The following is a 16,778-nucleotide window of genomic DNA, read 5'->3' as shown; positions in this document are numbered from 1 at the left end:
TATGAGTGCAGATTCCAGTTTAATTCATGAAACAGCAATCATCGACCCGCATGCACAGATTGGCCCAAACGTAAAGATTGGTCCTTATTCAGTCATTGGACCGGATGTCAAGATTGGGGAAGGGACCATCATTCATCCGCATGTCGTCATTACGGGGCGTACGACCATCGGAAAAGGCTGTGAATTCTTCCAGGGGGCCAGCATTGGGGAAGTGCCCCAGGACCTTAAATATAAAGGGGAAGATACGGCGACCATTATTGGTGACCATGTGACCATCCGCGAATGTGCTTCTGTTCATCGCGCTGTCGGGGAAGGCAATGAAACGCGCATCGGCAACAATGTCCTGATGATGGCCTATACCCATGTTGCCCATAACTGCATTGTCGGCAACAACGTCATCATGAGCAACGTGGCGACCCTGGCCGGTCACGTCATTGTCGAAGACCGCGCCGTCATCGGCGGTCTCACGGCTGTGCACCAGTTCACCAAGATTGGCCGCAACTGCATGTGCGGCGGCATGAGCCGAATCAACCAGGATGTACCGCCTTTTGTCATCGTTGCTGGCAACCCACCCGTCGTGGCAGGCCTTAACAGCGTAGGCATTTCCCGTGCTGGAATTGCCATGCCTGTTCGCCGGGAGCTGAAAAAGGCTTATAAGATTCTTTATAAACGTGGCCTTTCCCTGCCAGATGCTATTGCCACTATGGAACAGGAACTTGACAGCTACGAAGAAGTTGAGCATTTTATGCGCTTTTTACGCAGCGTAGAACGGGGTATTTGCCGTTCATCCGTCTCCCACGGGAGGGAGTGATTCCATGATGGAAAAGACCTTAGGCGTCCTTGCTGGCGTAGGACACTTGCCCGTTGACGTCGTACGCGGCGCCAAACAGGCAGGCTACCGCACCGTCGCTATCGCCCTTGTGCCCGAAACCCATGAAGATCTCCCAAAGGAAGCCGACGTCTTTTATGCAATCAATATCGGCAAAGTTGGGAAAATCTTCAGCACCCTCAAAAATGAAGGGGTCAGCGAAGTCACCATGATTGGCAAGGTAACAAAAGAAATCCTCTATAAAGGAGGCATCCTCATTCCGGACTGGCAGGCTGTAAAGCTCCTTATGTCCCTGCCGGATCGTCATGACGACACCATCATGAATGCCCTTGTGGCAAAACTTGAAGAGATGGGAATCCACGTCATGGACCAGACCCTCTTCCTCAAGCACATCATGCCGGAAGAAGGTGTTCTTAGCCGCCGTAAACCGACGGATAAGGAATGGGAAGACATGAAATATGGTTTCAGGATGGCTAAAAAGATTGGCGGTCTTGATATTGGTCAAACGGTCGTCGTCAAGGACATGGCCATTATGGCCGTGGAAGCCATCGAAGGTACCGATGCCTGCATCAAGCGCGGCGGCAGCCTGGGCAGGGGGGCCATTGTCGCAAAGACGGCCAAACCGGCCCAGGACCATCGCTTTGACGTGCCCGGTGTCGGTGTAAAGACCATGGAATCCATGATTGAATCGGGCTGTGCCGGCATCGTCATGGAAACCGGCCGTACTCTTTTTGTAGAAAGAGAACAGGCCCTTGCCCTTGCCAATGAGCATAACCTCGTTGTCGTTTCCATGAGTGAGGAAACCGCTGGAAGATAAAAGACACTTGGCCTGTGATTGCGCCGTATATCGTAAAGGGTGATGCGTACCCCCATAGCCTCAGATAAACGATTTGAGAGCTATGGGGGTATGTTGTTTCATGACGAGAAGGCATGCGTTGCAGGTTCATCCGAAAGGAACTAAAATATGCCGCCATGCGTCTTTTTAGGAAGAATCCACAAAGGGCGCTGACTGCACTGATTCCATGGAAAAGAGATCCTCGAGAGACCGATTGAGATTGCACTAAAAAAGCTCCTGTATTCCTCAAGGCGTATAGGGACATTTGGCCTATTATGAAGGATTGATTCTTGTTGCATAAAAATTCGCTTAGCTGTATAATAATCCCATGCTTACAGGGAGGTCCTATCATGAAAAAGATTTATAAAAAACTTCTTGCCGCCGGACTGGGTGCCGCACTTGCCCTATCAGTCGCGGCCTGCGGTACCAATAAAGAGACGGCAAAAAACGCGGACGCTAAAAAAGTTCTCAAGATTGCGACAAATGCAACCTATGTGCCTTTTGAATTTAAAGATAAAGGCACGAGTGGCGACGAAAGCGATTATAAAGGCATGGAAATCGATATGATCCGGGAAGTGGCAAAGCGCCTTGGCCGCGAGCCGCAGATGGAAAATATTCCTTTTAACGGTATCATTCCGGCCATCCAATCAAAACAAGTCGACGTTGCCGCTACAGGTATGACCATGACAAAAGAGCGGGCTAAGAAAGTTGCCTTTGCGGCGCCTTTCTACGAATCGAAACTGGCCATTGTTGTTCCCACGGATAGTCCTGTCCAGTCGGCTGCTGATCTTAAGGGCAAGAACGTCGCCGTTATGGTTGGCACAACAGGTGCCAAATACGCCGAAAGCCACGGTATGGTGGCTAAACAGTTTGACTCCAGCGCTAACGCCCTTCTCGAAGTCCAGGTTGGGAATGCGCCAGCTGCCATCGTTGACAAACCGGTGGGTGAATATTTTTCCACCCTTGAAGGTAAAGGCAAGGGAAAAGTCCGCGTCATTCCTATCCCTGATTCTAAATCGGAACTCTTGGGTTTTGTCCTAAATCAAGACGATAAAGAACTCAAGGATGCCATCAATAAAGCCATTGCGGATATGAAAAAAGATGGCACGTATGCAAAACTCTATAAGAAATGGTTCAACCAGAAAGCCCCGAACCTGCCGGAAAGTGCAGAAAAAGCACTGGGACTGTAAAAGATTATCATCATGTATTCCCCTGACCGAATGCAGAAAACTGTATTCGGTCGTTTTTTATGCGAAGGGAGGCGATGAAACTAACGGATAGGTCAACGGGAAGAGGGTGTGTTTCTTGGATAAGGACTGTTAAGCTACAGAAAGGGAAGGGTAAGCTATGATTGCTTTAGTGGTCGAGCTGGATCTTCCAGACTGCAGTTTCAGTTTCCTAGCCTTCATTTAAAGATGCCGTTAGCCCCTAGTAAATGGTATAATCAAGACAGCGGAAGCTTTTTATCGTCTCATCCTGCGGTGGAAAAGATAATAAGGTTGGTGATTTCCGTGAAAACCCATGACTTGACAAAAGGAAATATTTCCCACCAGCTTCTTTCTTATTTACTGCCGCTTATTTTATCCAATTACCTCACCCTGACCTACAATGCTGTCGATAGTGCCATTGTTGGCCGCTATATTGGGGATTTGGCTCTTGCAGCGGTGGGAACGAGCAATCCGCTCATGACGTTTTCACTTCTTTTTATCAATGGCATCTGCCTTGGCGCAAGCATCCTTATTGGTAAGGCCTATGGGGCAAAAGACAAGGAAGCCCTGCGCCGCCAGATAGTGAGCGGCCTTGCCGCAGGAGCCCTGGTGTCCCTTGCTCTTTCAGCCGTGCTGATTATGTTTGCGCGGCCCATCCTGCTTCTTCTTCAAGTCCCAGTGGCTATCTTAACGGAAGCAGCGCTCTACGTGAGGATCATCATGGTGGGGCTCTTTTTCCATTTTTGCTATGGCTATTTTTCAACGGTCCTAAGGGCCATGGGGGACAGTCAAACGACGCTCTTCATTCTCGCTGTAAGTGCGGGGCTCAATGTTCTTGGTGATTATCTTTTTGTTGTTGTTTTTGGCTGGGGCATCGTAGGTGCTGCCGCAAGCACGGTCCTTTGCGAATTGCTCTCATCCTTGTTCTGTTTGCCTTTTCTTGCAAGTTTTATGGGTAAACTTGCGATCAAGCAGCATCTTGCCGTTGAGTGGACCATAGTAAAAAAAATCTTTTCTTTCAGTATGGTGAGCGCCCTGCAGCAGTCTTCCCTGCAGATTGGCAAACTGGGCACCCAAGCGATTGTGAACACGCTTGGTACGACCGTCATTGCCGCCTACAGCGTCAGCAGCCGGTTTGAAGATTATGCCATGGTGCCTTTATCGACGATAGCCTATGCCATGACCACCTTCATTGCCCAGAATATCGGAGCGGGTACGTCCGCACGGGTGCGCAGGAGTATTTTTGCAAGTCTTTCCTTTTCCCTTATCTATGTGTTGGCCTTTGCTGGGGTGATGTATGGCGCAAGTGGACGGATCTTGGGCCTTTTTACACAAGAGCTGGCCATTATCCGATTGGGAGAGGCTTATCTCCTTACCATGAGCTGGATCTATTTGCTGTGCGCCCTGACGAATGTGATGCAGGGATTTTTCAGGGGAATGGGTGAGCTATCCACAACCCTTTACAGCAGTGTTGTTAATATTAGTGTCCGCGTCGCAAGCTGCGCCATTCTTGCATTTTATTTTTCTGTGGGCTTTCTTTCCGTTGCCTATGCCATGCTGATTGGCTGGATTGCCATGACTTGTTATGAGCTGCCTAAGATGATATCTTTTCTTCGCGGAAAGGAAAAGGGGAAAACGTAATGCACCCTTTCCTGTACCATAACGCCCGTAAAGTTCTGGCAAGTGGAGCAGAATAATGAAAGCATAAACATGCGAAAAGATAGGCAAGACGTAAAGTGAGTCCTGCTTTTTGTACTTCTTGCATCCTAAAATGGTAAATGGAATCCAGATATTGCAAGGAATCCGGATAGTGCCTTATACTAGGGGAGACTTACGAAAAAATGACAAGATGATACCTACCCTCTTTCAAGAAAGGAACTGACAATGGATCGACCCATTCCGCAAACTGGAGAATTTTGGCTCCTCAAAAACCAGCACCTTGCTAAGATTGTTGCCTGCCCTGTGGAGATGGTGCAAAACGGCACGCTTTGCTGTGTTTATATGGACTACAACAACCCGAACCGTCTGATGGCAAACGAATTGGAAGCCTTTATGGAAAGCGCCCATAGGCTGTATGAGTCATAAGTTGAAGGACTGGCTGTAAGACCAAGGCACCTATGTTGCTTGATATAAGGAACCCCCTTTGTACTATGCAAGAAGGGTGCATGTAAGAAAAAAGAAAGAATTTTTATTATGCGTTTTTACGTATTCCTTCCACCGGTTCGTGGCTGTTTGAATGGTTTCGCTGCAGGCATAACGTGTCTGGAGAGAGCTGATTGTGATATCAAGATTGGCATCTTCCGGGAAGGTTTCCTGCTCGGATGCAAGACTGATAACTTTTGCAAAATTGCCTTTCGGGGAACCTTTACCAAGGTAATGCCTTTTTACCCATTTAAGAAATGGTTGGGGTTTATTTTTCCATATGTTACAGCATAGAAAAGAGTTTCCCCCTCTTGACGGCATGGCTCAAACCTCTCGAGTTTCTGTGCTTCGCGGAACTGGTTGTCAAAAATGTAAATGCCTGTCGTGGACATTGCATTTTGCTTCATCCCATAGCTTGAAAGCATTTGTGTTTCTTCATTTGTTCCTGGAGGATAAATGTAGCAGCGAATCCATTCCTGACTTTTTGCTGATCTGCGGCAGGTAATTTTCAGTAAAGTGAAGATCCTTTGCCTCCTGCATTTCTATGACTCCTTTTAAGTATGAGAGTTTATAAGGAGAAAAAGCCCTCCTGTTCCTACTAGTTGGTAGGGGTGGGAGGTTTTTTGTATGGGGATGCACTTTCAAATTTTTTCCCTCACGGTCTCTTTTCATTTACCTTTTTCGAATATGGCCCAGATTGGTCCAGATGCTAGGAAAAACGCGAGAGCGGAAGGGCGACGCCGTACAAAGATTTCTCGGTATTACGTATCTGGGTTGATACGAAAAATAGTGCTGCTTTTTTATTCTTTTACTCCATTTGCTTTTTACAAATTCGGTTCCGATGGGTTCAGATACGAAGCGCTCCCGGCCTCAGCGACGAGGCATACGGTTTGTGTACGTCGAGGAGATTGAGGTCGCGGGCGACAAAGTAGATGGGCCCATATGGGACGAATTTGTAAAAAGCTCCCGCTTTGATGAGCTGGGCGCGGGAGTGACGACACGTGGTTAGGAGGGGGGCGCCCAGGCGTAAGGTATCCCCAATCAGGAACGAAACATGGTACGAATCGTCATGCCTCCATTACTTCCATAGATTTTTCATAGTGTAATGGAGGCACGTCATTGTGGTGAATCAGAGCGATCTTTGATCTGAACAAATCCAGTCCAATTGACTGCCCCCGCATCACCTTTCCCCAGTGCTGCAATAAAATAAATAACGTGAACGGGGCACGGATGATGGAATCAGAGTGGAAAAAAAGATGAGCAGTATTATGCGGTTTATCGTAGGAGAATCGTTTTTCCTATCATCCAAAGATCATGATACGACAGTCCTGGCCTCTAACGTTGAAAGGCGCGCCCCGTTCCGGTGAAAAAAGGGAAAGGACAGAAGATCTTTTGGGCCGCACGCCCTCTTGAGGAGGCAGCAAAAAAGGACGCAAGCGACAAACGTTTACGTCCTTAGGGTTAGAGGTTATTGATGACCCAGGTCAGGATTTTGTTCCCCCATTCCAGGAGGGTCTCGTTTTGTTTCAGCTGGTCCACGATTTCCTTGGTGTTGTTTCCGTTCTGGACTTTTTCAAGGAGCTGCTGGGTCTTTGCCTGCAGTTCATCCTGATGTTCCAATAGGGAGCGGAGGACTTTGCCGGCAACCGGTTTTTCCAAGATTGTCTGCATTTTTTGGGCGGCGTCCTCGACTTTTTTGGCGTCTTCCGGCGTAATTTCCTTGGTCCCCTTCGTCCCCGATGCCTGCGGCAGTTGGTTCAAGATGACTTTGGCTTCTGGGACTTCTTCGGCAATCTTGTTTTTGACGGCTTCATAGAGGGCGGCGTCCGTTCCTGGGGTGGGGGCGTTTTCTTTTTTCGTCATGCCTTCCCCTTTGAGGATCTTGGTGTAGTACCATTTGAGGTTCATGATTTCCTCGAGCTTCCAGCCTTTTTTGTCTTTGCGCAGGCGCAGGACGAGGATGTCATCGCTCTTACTGGCATCATTTTTCATCTTGACATTGACCAGGGCTTCGTCTTTTTGCGTCTTCACGTCCTTGATCTCGGTCAGGGAAAGGTCTCCCAGGTTGACCTTGAGGGCCCGCTCGGGATGGGTCTTTTGGTAGGAGTCAGTCCAGTCACCGGTCAGGATGCCGTTATCGATGACTTCTTTCATGTGCTTGATGAATTCGGGCTTGTCTTCTTCCGTGAATTCGCTGTCTGGATTGAGCTCCCACTCGGCATCGCGGATGGCGTCGGTGCTCTTTGAAAGCAGGCCGTCCATATCAACTTTTTGGTGGACCGTTACGGCGTCATGCTGCTGGACCGCTTTTTGAATCTGTTTGACCGTATACTGCGGCGTCTGGGTGTAGTAGAAGAAGTACCAACTCAAGGCACCAATCAGGACGAGGAGGGCGGCCCCTATTTTTTCATAGCGGTGCCGTTTTTTCTTTCGTTCCTGTTCCTGCGCCTTCGTCAGCGTTTCCTGGATGCTGGGTCTGCCGCTGCGGGCCGCTTCGTATTCTTCCATATAGCGGTCATTCATATTTGCCATCGTGTTCACTCACTTTCCTACATTAAAATCACGTTCCTCATTATAGCAGGTTTCTGCCAAAGAAACCGTAAAAATCCATTTTTTTTGTAAAATCTTATCTCTCTTTTTTAAGGCGAGTGGGAAAATTGACAGGACAGGTGATTTGTGAAAAAATGGCCCTAATAAGGTCGGTCAAATACTAATCAGAGGAAGGGTGGCAATTTAGATGGATGGACATACACGACGCGAAAATCTCAGGCAGCGGCTGCAGGGAGCCAAAACGCCGATTTCAGGGGCGGTCCTTGCCGCTGCCTTTCAAGTGAGCCGTCAGGTCATTGTGCAAGATATCGCGCTTCTGCGCGCCCAGGACGTGCCGGTCATTTCGACAAACCGGGGGTATCTCATCTTGGGAGAGGCGTGCCGCGTGCATCGCTTCAAGGTCCGTCACGACCTGTCACGGATGGAAGAGGAACTCAATATCTTCGTTGATGCAGGAGCTACGGTCCGCAACGTGACCATCGATCATCCTGTCTATGGGACGCTGGAAGGAAAACTCAATCTATCGAGTCGGCGGGATGTGCAGCGTTTCATGAAAGCCATCCGGGCCCATCCGGAAGCTCCCTTGTCCAATATCGCTGGCGGCGTCCATTACCATACCGTGGAAGCTCCCAGTAGGGAGGCCCTCAATGAGATTAAAGAGGCCCTAGAGGCGGCGGGCTTTTTGGTTAAGTAAAGGCTTGCAAAATTTTGTAAAACGTCTATAATGGCATTTTGGTACTTAAAGAAAAAAGGAGATAATTATATGAATATTGGTTGCCGCATCATCAAGGACTTTACGCGTCCGCCAAAGGAACTTGTCCGCCAATTCTATGATCTTGCTACGTCCGATCTGGACGATACGATGAGCCGTTTTGGGGCTGTTGATCACAGCATTACGCCTCTTAAGAAATACACCCGTTCTGTCGTGGGAACGGCCTTTACCATCCGTCTGCCCCATGGGGACAACCTGCTTTTTCGCGCCGCAATCCAGTATACGAAACGGGGCGATGTTGTTGTCATCGATGCTGGTGGGTTCGCAGACCGCGCCGTGGCAGGCGAAGTGACGGCCAAATACTGCAAAGCTCGCGGCGTCAAGGGCCTTATCATCGATGGGGCAACCCGTGACTCGGCGGCCCTTGCTGAAATGGACGATTTTCTCGTCTTTACCAAAGGCGTCAGCCCTAACGGACCATTCTTTAACGGACCGGGGGAAGTCAACGTGCCGATTGTTGTCGGGGGACAGATTGTGTATCCTGGTGATATCGTTGTTGCCGATTCGGACGGGATTGTCTTTATTCGTCCGGACCAGGCCGAACAGGTCCTGGAACAGTCAAAGAAGATTACGGCCCGGGACCAGGCCAACCTACGCCAACTCGAAGAAACGGGATCCTGCAACCAGGATTGGGTCTATGAAAAATTAAAGGCCTTGAATTGTGAGTTTGTAGATATGGCCGATCATTCGGAAAAGTAAAGGCGTCAGCCTAAAGAGCAAACTGATTTGATGCCAATGCTGCCGAGCGAAAAGGCAGTAGGACCGTATGATCGAAAGATCAATTCGACGCCCTCCCGTAGGGCGGTTTGGCGCCATACACTACGGTCTTTTAAGGCACTTGTTGGCACAAGTTACGCCGGACCCAAACCGTCCCCTGACGGGGAAACGGATCCGAAATGATTCGCTTTCAAACATGTTCTTCGGCTTTTCGCCATCGCTCCAAAGCAGCCTCAGAACTTGGTCGAATCTGCCTCGCTAATCGCTCGCAAGGAAACGTCAACGGCATTCCTCATCTACCACCACAACCGGGAAACTATGTTGATAAATGTTTATGGAAATTTCGTCACAATATGAGTGGCAATATATTTTTTAGCGGGTCCGTCGTACACGAAGACGATTCTTTTCCCTCCGCAGCCGCAATGGATTTATACGGGTGCGGCTGTAAGGGATAAAAGGGGGCGCTCTCTGCTGTTTCACATCAGAAGAACGGCCTTTCCGGCAGAGGAAACTCCGACTGCTCCTATCGTCGCTGCCCTATGAGTAAGCTTTCTGCACGAATTTTTCAGCATAAGAGAAAACGAAAAATTCGGCGACTCACTTAACCACCCTGCGGAATCTCTTGCATCGCTTTTTCTAAGGCACATGGAAGCTTGCGAATCAATCGGCGATGCGCTTACCGTCTTACCAAGGCGGAGCGATGCGTTGCATCAAGTTCTAAAGGAAAAGATTGGACGCAGGTCGTACCAGATGCTGTTGTGATCCCTATATTTCCAAAAGAACAGCTTCTCACAAAAGCTAAATAAAAACCAAAAGCCCAAAATCGAACCGCTGTCTACGTTCGGTTTTGGGCTTTTCTTATGGTTTTTACCTTACAATCTTTCGCCTTACGGCCTTTTGCTTTGGACACGGTGAAAGCCGTTCCGCCTTGCCAAGGCGGGAGTATCCACCAAGCAATCTTGTTTGCAGGACGTGTGATCGAAAAATCAATTTGGCGCCGGACTCACAGTGTTTTTCCTCACGGTCTTCATCAACTTAGCCCTCCGTTTTATGAGCAGAGCAACACTTATTCCTCCCCCACCAGATTACTGAAATACTCGATCTTTCCGCTCAATACTTCATCATAAAAATCCTGTTTAAGGTCGATATATTCAATGGCGGCCTGGATTTCGCTATGCTTTTTGATGAGGATGGCCCGTTTTTTCATGAGCATTTCTTTTCGTTCTGGGATGGTGGACTGGCCTTTCAGGCACAGGGCGAGGTATTCCTTCATTTCCTCGATGGACATGTCGCAGTTTTTGAGGCATGTGAGGCTCTTGATCCAGGAAATGTCCTTGTCGTTAAAGACGCGGCGGTTCCTGGCATCCCGTTTGACGCCGGGAACAAGGCCGATGTTGCAGTAAAATTTTAGGGTTTCATAGGCAAGGCCCGTTTGCTCACAGGCTTCTTTCATGGGGTAAAGTCTTCCTGTGTTGACGACTTTTTCAATATGAAGTTTCTCTTTGATTTCTTTATCCATTGTGTTTCCTCCTTCTAGGGGTATCGGATGCTTTGCGGTATTAATTACCGAAAAAGAAACACATGACGAGCTTCGGTTATTATATATAAAATGCCGCTAAATAGCAAATTGTTTTTCTTTGAAAAAAGTATTGACAGGTAGTTGCTCCCGGATGATACAGTGGGGCCATCGAATGGAAACCATGACAGCCATCCTAATGGAAATGAGGTGTTTTTATGAATTGGAAAATCATTGGCATGACCCTTGGTCTTTTTGGCATCCTAGGTGGGAGCGGTTTTGCAGCAGCTGGGTCCGGCCGCAGTGATGTGGCGGAGAGAAACTACAAAACCGCCATGGCAGAGCAGTCGCTCGGTCTTGAGAAGACCGATCCAGAACTTGAGGCTATGATGAAGGGCTATATTTATGGAGATATTATGGAACAGGCCCGTCTCACGCGGCGGGAACAGCACCTTGTGACCATAGCAACCCTCACGGCAAGCGGGGCACAAGACTTACTTGAAAAGAATGTCCGCGGCGCCTTGACTGACGGTGTGACGCCCCTTGACGTGCGCGAGGCCATTTACCATCTGGCGCCCTATATTGGCTTTCCTAAGGTGCTGACAGCTATGGAACGCGTAAACCGCGTCTTTAAGGAAGAAGGGGTGAAACTGCCCCTTGAAAACCAGGCCGCAACGACGGATGGAGACCGCCTTGAAAAGGGCCTTGCCTTCCAGGTTGCAACTTATGGCGAGCGCATCGTGACTATGCGCAAAAACACGCCAGCTAACCAAAAACATCTGCAGGATGACCTGTCGGCCTTTTGTTTTGGCGATATTTACACGCGCAGAAGTTTGGATCTTAAGACACGGGAAATGCTCACGGTCGCAGCGATCGGCACCCTTGGCAATGACGAACCGCAGTTTAAATCCCATGTGCGGGGCTATCTTGCGGCAGGAGCTACGGAAGACGAAGTAATCGGCGTGCTCACGGTCCTCAACCCCTATGTCGGTTTCCCGCGGACCCTCAATAACCTGCGGGCTGCAAACGAAGCTTTTCCTAAAAAATAAAGGAGCGAATGAATCAATATGAAAGTTTTACTTGTAAACGGTTCTCCCCATAAAAATGGCTGCACCCATACAGCCCTTGGCCTTGTGGCTGATGTCCTCCACGAAGAGGGAATTGAAACGGAGGAATTTTGGATCGGCATCAAACCCATTGGTGGCTGCATCGCCTGTCATCAGTGTGACAAGCGTCATGACTGCGTTTTTGATGACGCCGTGAATGTATTCCGCAAAAAGGCCTTAGAGGCAGACGGCTTTCTTTTTGGGTCGCCCGTCCACTATGCGGCTCTTGCGGGGAATATGAAGACGTTTCTCGACCGGGCTTTTTATTCTGAGGCACGGGGAAACGGCAACAAAGCATTTTACCTCAAACCGGCCGCAGCCGTCATCAGTGCCCGCAGGGCGGGGACCACGGCGGCCTTTGACGAGATGAACAAGTACTTTGCCATCCAAGAAATGCCCATTGTCTCGAGCCGCTATTGGAACCAGGTCCATGGCACGACGGCGGAAGAAGTCCTTAAGGATAAGGAAGGGGTCTGGACCCTGCACGTATTGGGCCGCAATATGGCCTATCTCCTGAAAGCCATGGAGCTTGCAAAAAAGGCCAATCTTGCCCAGCCCAAAAAAGAGCCGGCCGCCTTCATGAACTTTATCCACGGAGAGGAGGCGTGAGAATGCGAAAGAATTTCCTAAAAAAAGCAGGTCTCCTGTCATTTTGTGCAGCCCTTATCATGAATGTGGGAACGACTTTTGCTGCACCGACGGACGTCGCTGTTGTACAAAAAGCACTGGAAGAGGAAAAGGCGGCGGCCTTTCCTGTCGGCGTCTACAATGCCCGCAATGTGGACCACTTTACGGGGGATAGCTACGTAGCCCCCTTATCAAGCATAGGGCCTATGGCGGCCGCCGTGACTTTTTATGACGGCGCCCGCACACATTGGCACGTCCACCATGGGTCCTGCCAGATCCTTCTGGGAACGGCAGGGGAGGGCTATTACCAGATCTGGGGTGAAAAGCCGCAGAAACTGCTCCCTGGAAAGAGTGTCACCATCCCCGAAGGCGTCAAGCATTGGCATGGTGCCGCACCTCATCACACCTTTCAGCATGTGGCTGTGATGGAACGGAAGGAAGGGGTGTCGACGGAGTGGTTTGAGGCGGTCGTACATCCTGATATCGAATGAGTTTGACGGTGTACCCGTCAAACGGCTAAGGCGGAAGGCAAAATAATTAGGGCCTTCCTTGGCTAAGGCCACCGGAGGCGGCTGGTGAAAAGACCGTAAGTTCGGCCCCAAACGTCCTTTCGTCGAAGGGTGGGAACGAACTTAATCCGCCCTCAAACATGTTTCTCGGACTTCCGCTTCGCTCCAAAAGCGTCCTTCGAGACTCCGGGCGAATAAGCCTTGCTGTCGCTTGCAAGGATACGTTCGCTTTGCGTCCTCGTCCACCACCAAAACCAGGAAATTTTAATGATATATGCTTGTAAAATTTTCCTGGTTTTGGTCCCTCGCCCCTGAAAACACGTTTCTTGTCATCCCAAGGGAAATAATCCGAAGAGCGATACCCCTGTGCTTCGGACTAGTCACGCCTTTTGGTTCTTTTGCATTCTGGTCTTTTCCCTTACAGCCGCCTTTTATAGGACCAGGCAGCTGCCAAAGTACCGGATCCGCATTTGAGTACATATAGCCGGCGTCCATTATAAACTTAGCAGACATTTGTTATGCGTTTGACAACGCAGATGGGTCGATATGGACCGTAGGCAAAAAAGGTTTCTTCTGCAATCCGAAAATATTCTTAGGAGTGGCCCGCCCGACGACGGCATTTTTTTGGGTGACTTTAAAATGAATTTGTGTTACGTGACTTCTTACGATAGGTCATGTCCCCATTACTATCAAGAAAATCTTTTTTCAGTAATGGGGACACCTAACTCCATCGAATCGGAGCAATTTCTGCTCCAAGTAAAAAAGAAAGGAACCAACCATGTCCAATAACCCCAAACAACCTCTTATCATTGCTGAACAAGGCAGTTTTGCCATCGGCGGATCGACGCTGAAACATGACGGCGTTTTCCGCACGGACCATTTTCTTGAACCAGAAGGACAGATTGCCTATGGGGACCATGCCTATGCCTTTTACCAGGTACCCGTGGACGCGCGTCCCTATCCGCTCATTTTTCAGCACGGCGGCGCTCAGTGCAAACGGACATGGGAAACGACGCCTGATGGCCGCGAAGGCTTTCAGACCCTTTTTTTGCGCAAGGGTTACACGACGGTCCTCATCGACCAGCCCCGCATGGGGGAAGCCGGTCTTGCCTTAAAAGCGGATGACGGGCGCAATCCTTATGCAAAAAATCCTCTGTATGCCGATAAGACGATGTACATGCTTTGTCGCTGCGGCATTTTTGACGGGGATACGCCCGTCCCCTACGAAGATTCGGCCATGGCTGGCGACGCTGAGACGTATAACCAGTTCCAGCGCTCTTGGACGCCGTACGAAGGCGAACTTGATGACGATGTGAGTGCCAATGCCATGGCCGCACTCCTTGAAAAGATGGGCCCGTCCATCCTCGTGACCCATTCCATGGGCGGCACCATTGGCTGGCGCACCCCCTTCCGCACGGATAAGGTCAAGGCCATTATCGCTTTTGAACCGGGTGGATCGCCCTTTATTTTTCCTGAAGGGGAAGTACCGGAACCCGTGCCGACTCTCTACGATCCCGTCAAGGCCCAGGCCATGGGCGTTCCCCTTGAGTCCTTCCTTGCCCTGACGAAGCTTCCCATGGTCCTTTTTTATGGTGACCACATTTCGGATGGCACGACTGATGAAATTGGCCCCGATAAGTGGCGCAGCGAATTCATGATGGCAAAAGAATTTGTGTCCTGCGTCAACCGACACGGCGGGATGGCGGAAATCGTCCATCTGCCCGACCTTGGCATCAAGGGCAATACCCATTTCCTCATGGCCGATAAAAACAATGAAGTCATTGCAGGTCTCATGGCGGACTGGCTTTCTGCCAAGGGCCTTTCCTAAGGAGGTTTTATCATGCAAGTCTTACAGCAGATGCTGATTTTTGTCATCATCATGGTCGTCGGCGCCTGGGCACGGAAAAAGAATATCCTGACGCCGGATAATCAGGGCCAGATTACGCAGCTTGTCCTGCAGGTTGCTTATCCGGCCATCATCCTTTCCGGTGTGACCGGAGATGGGCCCCATATGGAAGGCGGTGCCCTTCTTTATGCTTTTGGTGTCGTCGTTGTCATGCTGGCCCTCTTGATGCTCGCAGCCTTCCTCATTCCGAGGATCCTTCACTATGGCAAGGCGGAAAAAGGCATCGTGAACGTCATGGTCGTCTTTACGAACATCGGCTTCATGGGCGTTCCCATGGTGGATGCTATTTATGGAAAGGAAGCGCTCATTTATATGACGGTTCTTCTCATTCCCTTCAACCTGCTCTTTTTCTCCTATGTCATTGAAACCATCAAGGGCGGTGGTGGCGCCAAGGAACCTTTTCGCTGGAAGAACCTCGTTAATCCGGGCATGATATCCTGCGTCCTTGCCATTGTTATCTATCTGTCCGGCATCAAACTGCCCTATATCCTTACCAGTTCTATCCGTATGGTGGGGAGCATGACGGGCCCTCTTGCCATGATGCTCCTGGGTTCCTTCCTCCTTGATACGGACTGGAAGAGCCTCATCAATCAGAAGATTATTGCTTTTACCATCCTCAAAATGCTTGTTCTCCCCATTGTTGTGACACTTATCTTGAAACAGTTCGTTGATAACACCTACCTACTTGCGGTTTTGATGGCCGCCCTTGCTACGCCGTCGGGCAATGTCATTCCTCTTTTGGCCAATCTCTACAATAAAGAAGGTTATCCTGTTTCAGTCCAAGGTGTTGCGGTAACAACGGCCGCTGCGGTCATCACTATGCCGGTAGTTGCTCTTGTCACCGGACTTGGCTGAGGGCTGTAAAAAAAGAATGGTAAGGATAAAAAAATACTTGACCGGTATTTACTACCGAATAGTAGAATAAAGTCATGAAGAGAAGAACCGATGAAAACCCTATCATCATAAGACCTTAAGGAGGAATAGTCCATGAAACAGAACCTTTTGGCGGCGCTCGTCCTTTCCCTTGCTCTTACGGCCTCTGCAGAAGCTTTCCATAACCCTGTGACGCTTGCGGACCAGGGAAGTTTTACGGCAGGGGGGACGGTTGTGACGGCACCGGGAACGCTCGATAACAGTAAGCCTCTTGATCCTTCCGGTCAGACCCTTCACGGTGATCACGCCTATGTGTTCTATCAAAAGCCTGTGAAGGCCAAAAAGAATGTGATTGTGTTCCTTCATGGGGCCGGTCAGTCCGGCAAGACCTGGGAAACAACGCCTGATGGGCGGGATGGTTTCCAAAATATCTTCCTTGAAAAAGGGTATGCCACCTACGTCGTGGATCAACCCCGCCGCGGCCGAGCTGGTCAGTCAACGACGGGAGGAACCGTATCAAAGACACCCATGGAGCAGCTTTGGTATGATAACTTCCGCATTGGCCTCTATCCGAATTATTATCCCGGTGTCGACGTCAAGTGGGACGAAGCGGCACGGGAAGAGTTTTTCCGCAGCATGACTCCCAACACGGGTGCTTTTGATGAACAGGTCATCAGCGACGCTATGGCAAAGGTCTTTGAAAGAAGCGGCGACGGCGTCCTTGTGACCCACTCCCAGGGAGGCGGTCCTGGCTGGTGGACGGCCATCAAAAGTGATCATGTGAAAGGCATCATTGCCCTTGAACCGGGAAGCGGCTTCATCTTCCCCGAAGGCGAAGTACCCGCTCCTATGGAAACGTCAAGTCCTTTCGGCGCCCTTAAAGGGACGGCCGTGAAGCTTTCGGACTTTGAAAAACTTACGAAGAGACCCATTCTCGTCGTCTACGGCGACAATATCCCGACGGAACGGACGGAGGCATGGAACCTTGATAACTGGCGCGTCCGTCTTGCCATGGCAAAGCTGTGGGTCGACGCGGTCAACCATCACGGCGGCAAGGCAACGCTCCTTCACCTGCCGAAAAAAGGCATCAAGGGCAACACACACTTTCTCATGAGCGATACGAATAATGAAGCCATTGCGGATATCCTGGAAGACTGGATGAAAGCAAATGGGCTTGCTAGATAAGGA

At 49.8% G+C, this 16,778-nt stretch carries 15 protein-coding genes; 13 read left to right on the top strand and 2 right to left on the bottom strand.

What is annotated here, in order from left to right:
• Position 1 precedes the first annotated feature (1 nt).
• The 5 genes from lpxA (at position 2) to H503_RS0100690 (ending at position 4,957) form a co-directional block, all read left to right on the top strand.
• Entirely contained in the window at positions 2-811 is an 810-nt protein-coding gene (gene lpxA, locus H503_RS0100710; protein WP_009016380.1) for an acyl-ACP--UDP-N-acetylglucosamine O-acyltransferase, read from the top strand.
• 4 nt (positions 812-815) lie between these two features.
• A complete protein-coding gene (locus tag H503_RS0100705; RefSeq protein WP_009016379.1) occupies positions 816-1,646 on the top strand; it encodes an LpxI family protein in 831 nt (276 codons plus the stop codon).
• A gap of 368 nt (positions 1,647-2,014) precedes the next feature.
• The gene (locus tag H503_RS0100700) at positions 2,015-2,854 is read left to right on the top strand and encodes a transporter substrate-binding domain-containing protein (RefSeq protein WP_009015992.1); all 840 of its coding nucleotides are present in this window, start codon (positions 2,015-2,017) and stop codon (positions 2,852-2,854) included.
• 321 nt (positions 2,855-3,175) lie between these two features.
• The gene (locus tag H503_RS0100695) at positions 3,176-4,513 is read left to right on the top strand and encodes an MATE family efflux transporter (protein WP_009015991.1); all 1,338 of its coding nucleotides are present in this window, start codon (positions 3,176-3,178) and stop codon (positions 4,511-4,513) included.
• A gap of 243 nt (positions 4,514-4,756) precedes the next feature.
• Positions 4,757-4,957, top strand: coding sequence for a hypothetical protein (locus H503_RS0100690; RefSeq protein WP_009015990.1), 201 nt, complete (start codon positions 4,757-4,759; stop codon positions 4,955-4,957).
• 1,518 nt (positions 4,958-6,475) lie between these two features.
• Here the strand turns inward: H503_RS0100690 and H503_RS0100670 are convergent.
• Positions 6,476-7,546 (bottom strand): DUF2939 domain-containing protein, encoded by a 1,071-nt coding sequence (locus H503_RS0100670; RefSeq protein WP_226828293.1) that lies wholly within the window; start codon positions 7,544-7,546, stop codon positions 6,476-6,478.
• Positions 7,547-7,751: 205 nt separating this feature from the next.
• On the opposite strand from H503_RS0100670, the gene H503_RS0100665 reads away from it, so the two are divergent.
• Positions 7,752-8,258, top strand: coding sequence for a transcription repressor NadR (locus H503_RS0100665; RefSeq protein WP_009015988.1), 507 nt, complete (start codon positions 7,752-7,754; stop codon positions 8,256-8,258).
• A 69-nt stretch (positions 8,259-8,327) separates the two neighbouring features.
• Positions 8,328-9,035: an RraA family protein gene (locus H503_RS0100660; protein WP_009015987.1), complete on the top strand. Its 708-nt coding sequence runs from the start codon at positions 8,328-8,330 to the stop codon at positions 9,033-9,035.
• A gap of 1,084 nt (positions 9,036-10,119) precedes the next feature.
• Here H503_RS0100660 and H503_RS0100655 read toward each other — a convergent pair.
• Positions 10,120-10,572 (bottom strand): MerR family transcriptional regulator, encoded by a 453-nt coding sequence (locus H503_RS0100655; RefSeq protein WP_009015986.1) that lies wholly within the window; start codon positions 10,570-10,572, stop codon positions 10,120-10,122.
• A 215-nt stretch (positions 10,573-10,787) separates the two neighbouring features.
• On the opposite strand from H503_RS0100655, the gene H503_RS0100650 reads away from it, so the two are divergent.
• From H503_RS0100650 to H503_RS0100615, 6 genes are all read left to right on the top strand, one after another.
• Positions 10,788-11,618, top strand: a complete 831-nt coding sequence (locus H503_RS0100650) for a carboxymuconolactone decarboxylase family protein (RefSeq protein WP_009015985.1) — start codon at positions 10,788-10,790, stop codon at positions 11,616-11,618.
• Positions 11,619-11,636: 18 nt separating this feature from the next.
• On the top strand, positions 11,637-12,284 hold the full coding sequence (locus H503_RS0100645; RefSeq protein WP_009015984.1) for a flavodoxin family protein: 648 nt from the start codon (positions 11,637-11,639) through the stop codon (positions 12,282-12,284).
• Positions 12,285-12,286: 2 nt separating this feature from the next.
• Positions 12,287-12,793: a cupin domain-containing protein gene (locus H503_RS0100640; RefSeq protein WP_014128800.1), complete on the top strand. Its 507-nt coding sequence runs from the start codon at positions 12,287-12,289 to the stop codon at positions 12,791-12,793.
• Between the two features lie 796 nt (positions 12,794-13,589).
• Positions 13,590-14,639 carry an alpha/beta hydrolase gene (locus H503_RS0100625; RefSeq protein WP_009015982.1) on the top strand — a complete coding sequence of 350 codons (1,050 nt, stop codon included), beginning with the start codon at positions 13,590-13,592 and terminating at the stop codon, positions 14,637-14,639.
• Positions 14,640-14,651: 12 nt separating this feature from the next.
• Positions 14,652-15,572 (top strand): AEC family transporter, encoded by a 921-nt coding sequence (locus H503_RS0100620; protein ID WP_016459641.1) that lies wholly within the window; start codon positions 14,652-14,654, stop codon positions 15,570-15,572.
• A gap of 132 nt (positions 15,573-15,704) precedes the next feature.
• The gene (locus H503_RS0100615; RefSeq protein ID WP_009015980.1) at positions 15,705-16,775 is read left to right on the top strand and encodes an alpha/beta hydrolase; all 1,071 of its coding nucleotides are present in this window, start codon (positions 15,705-15,707) and stop codon (positions 16,773-16,775) included.
• The last annotated feature ends 3 nt before the right edge of the window (positions 16,776-16,778 follow it).

Source organism: Acidaminococcus intestini DSM 21505, assembly GCF_000425045.1.
Lineage (GTDB): Bacteria > Bacillota > Negativicutes > Acidaminococcales > Acidaminococcaceae > Acidaminococcus > Acidaminococcus intestini.
Note: the sequence above shows the minus strand (reverse complement) of the source record. Positions and strands in the feature narration are given on the sequence as shown.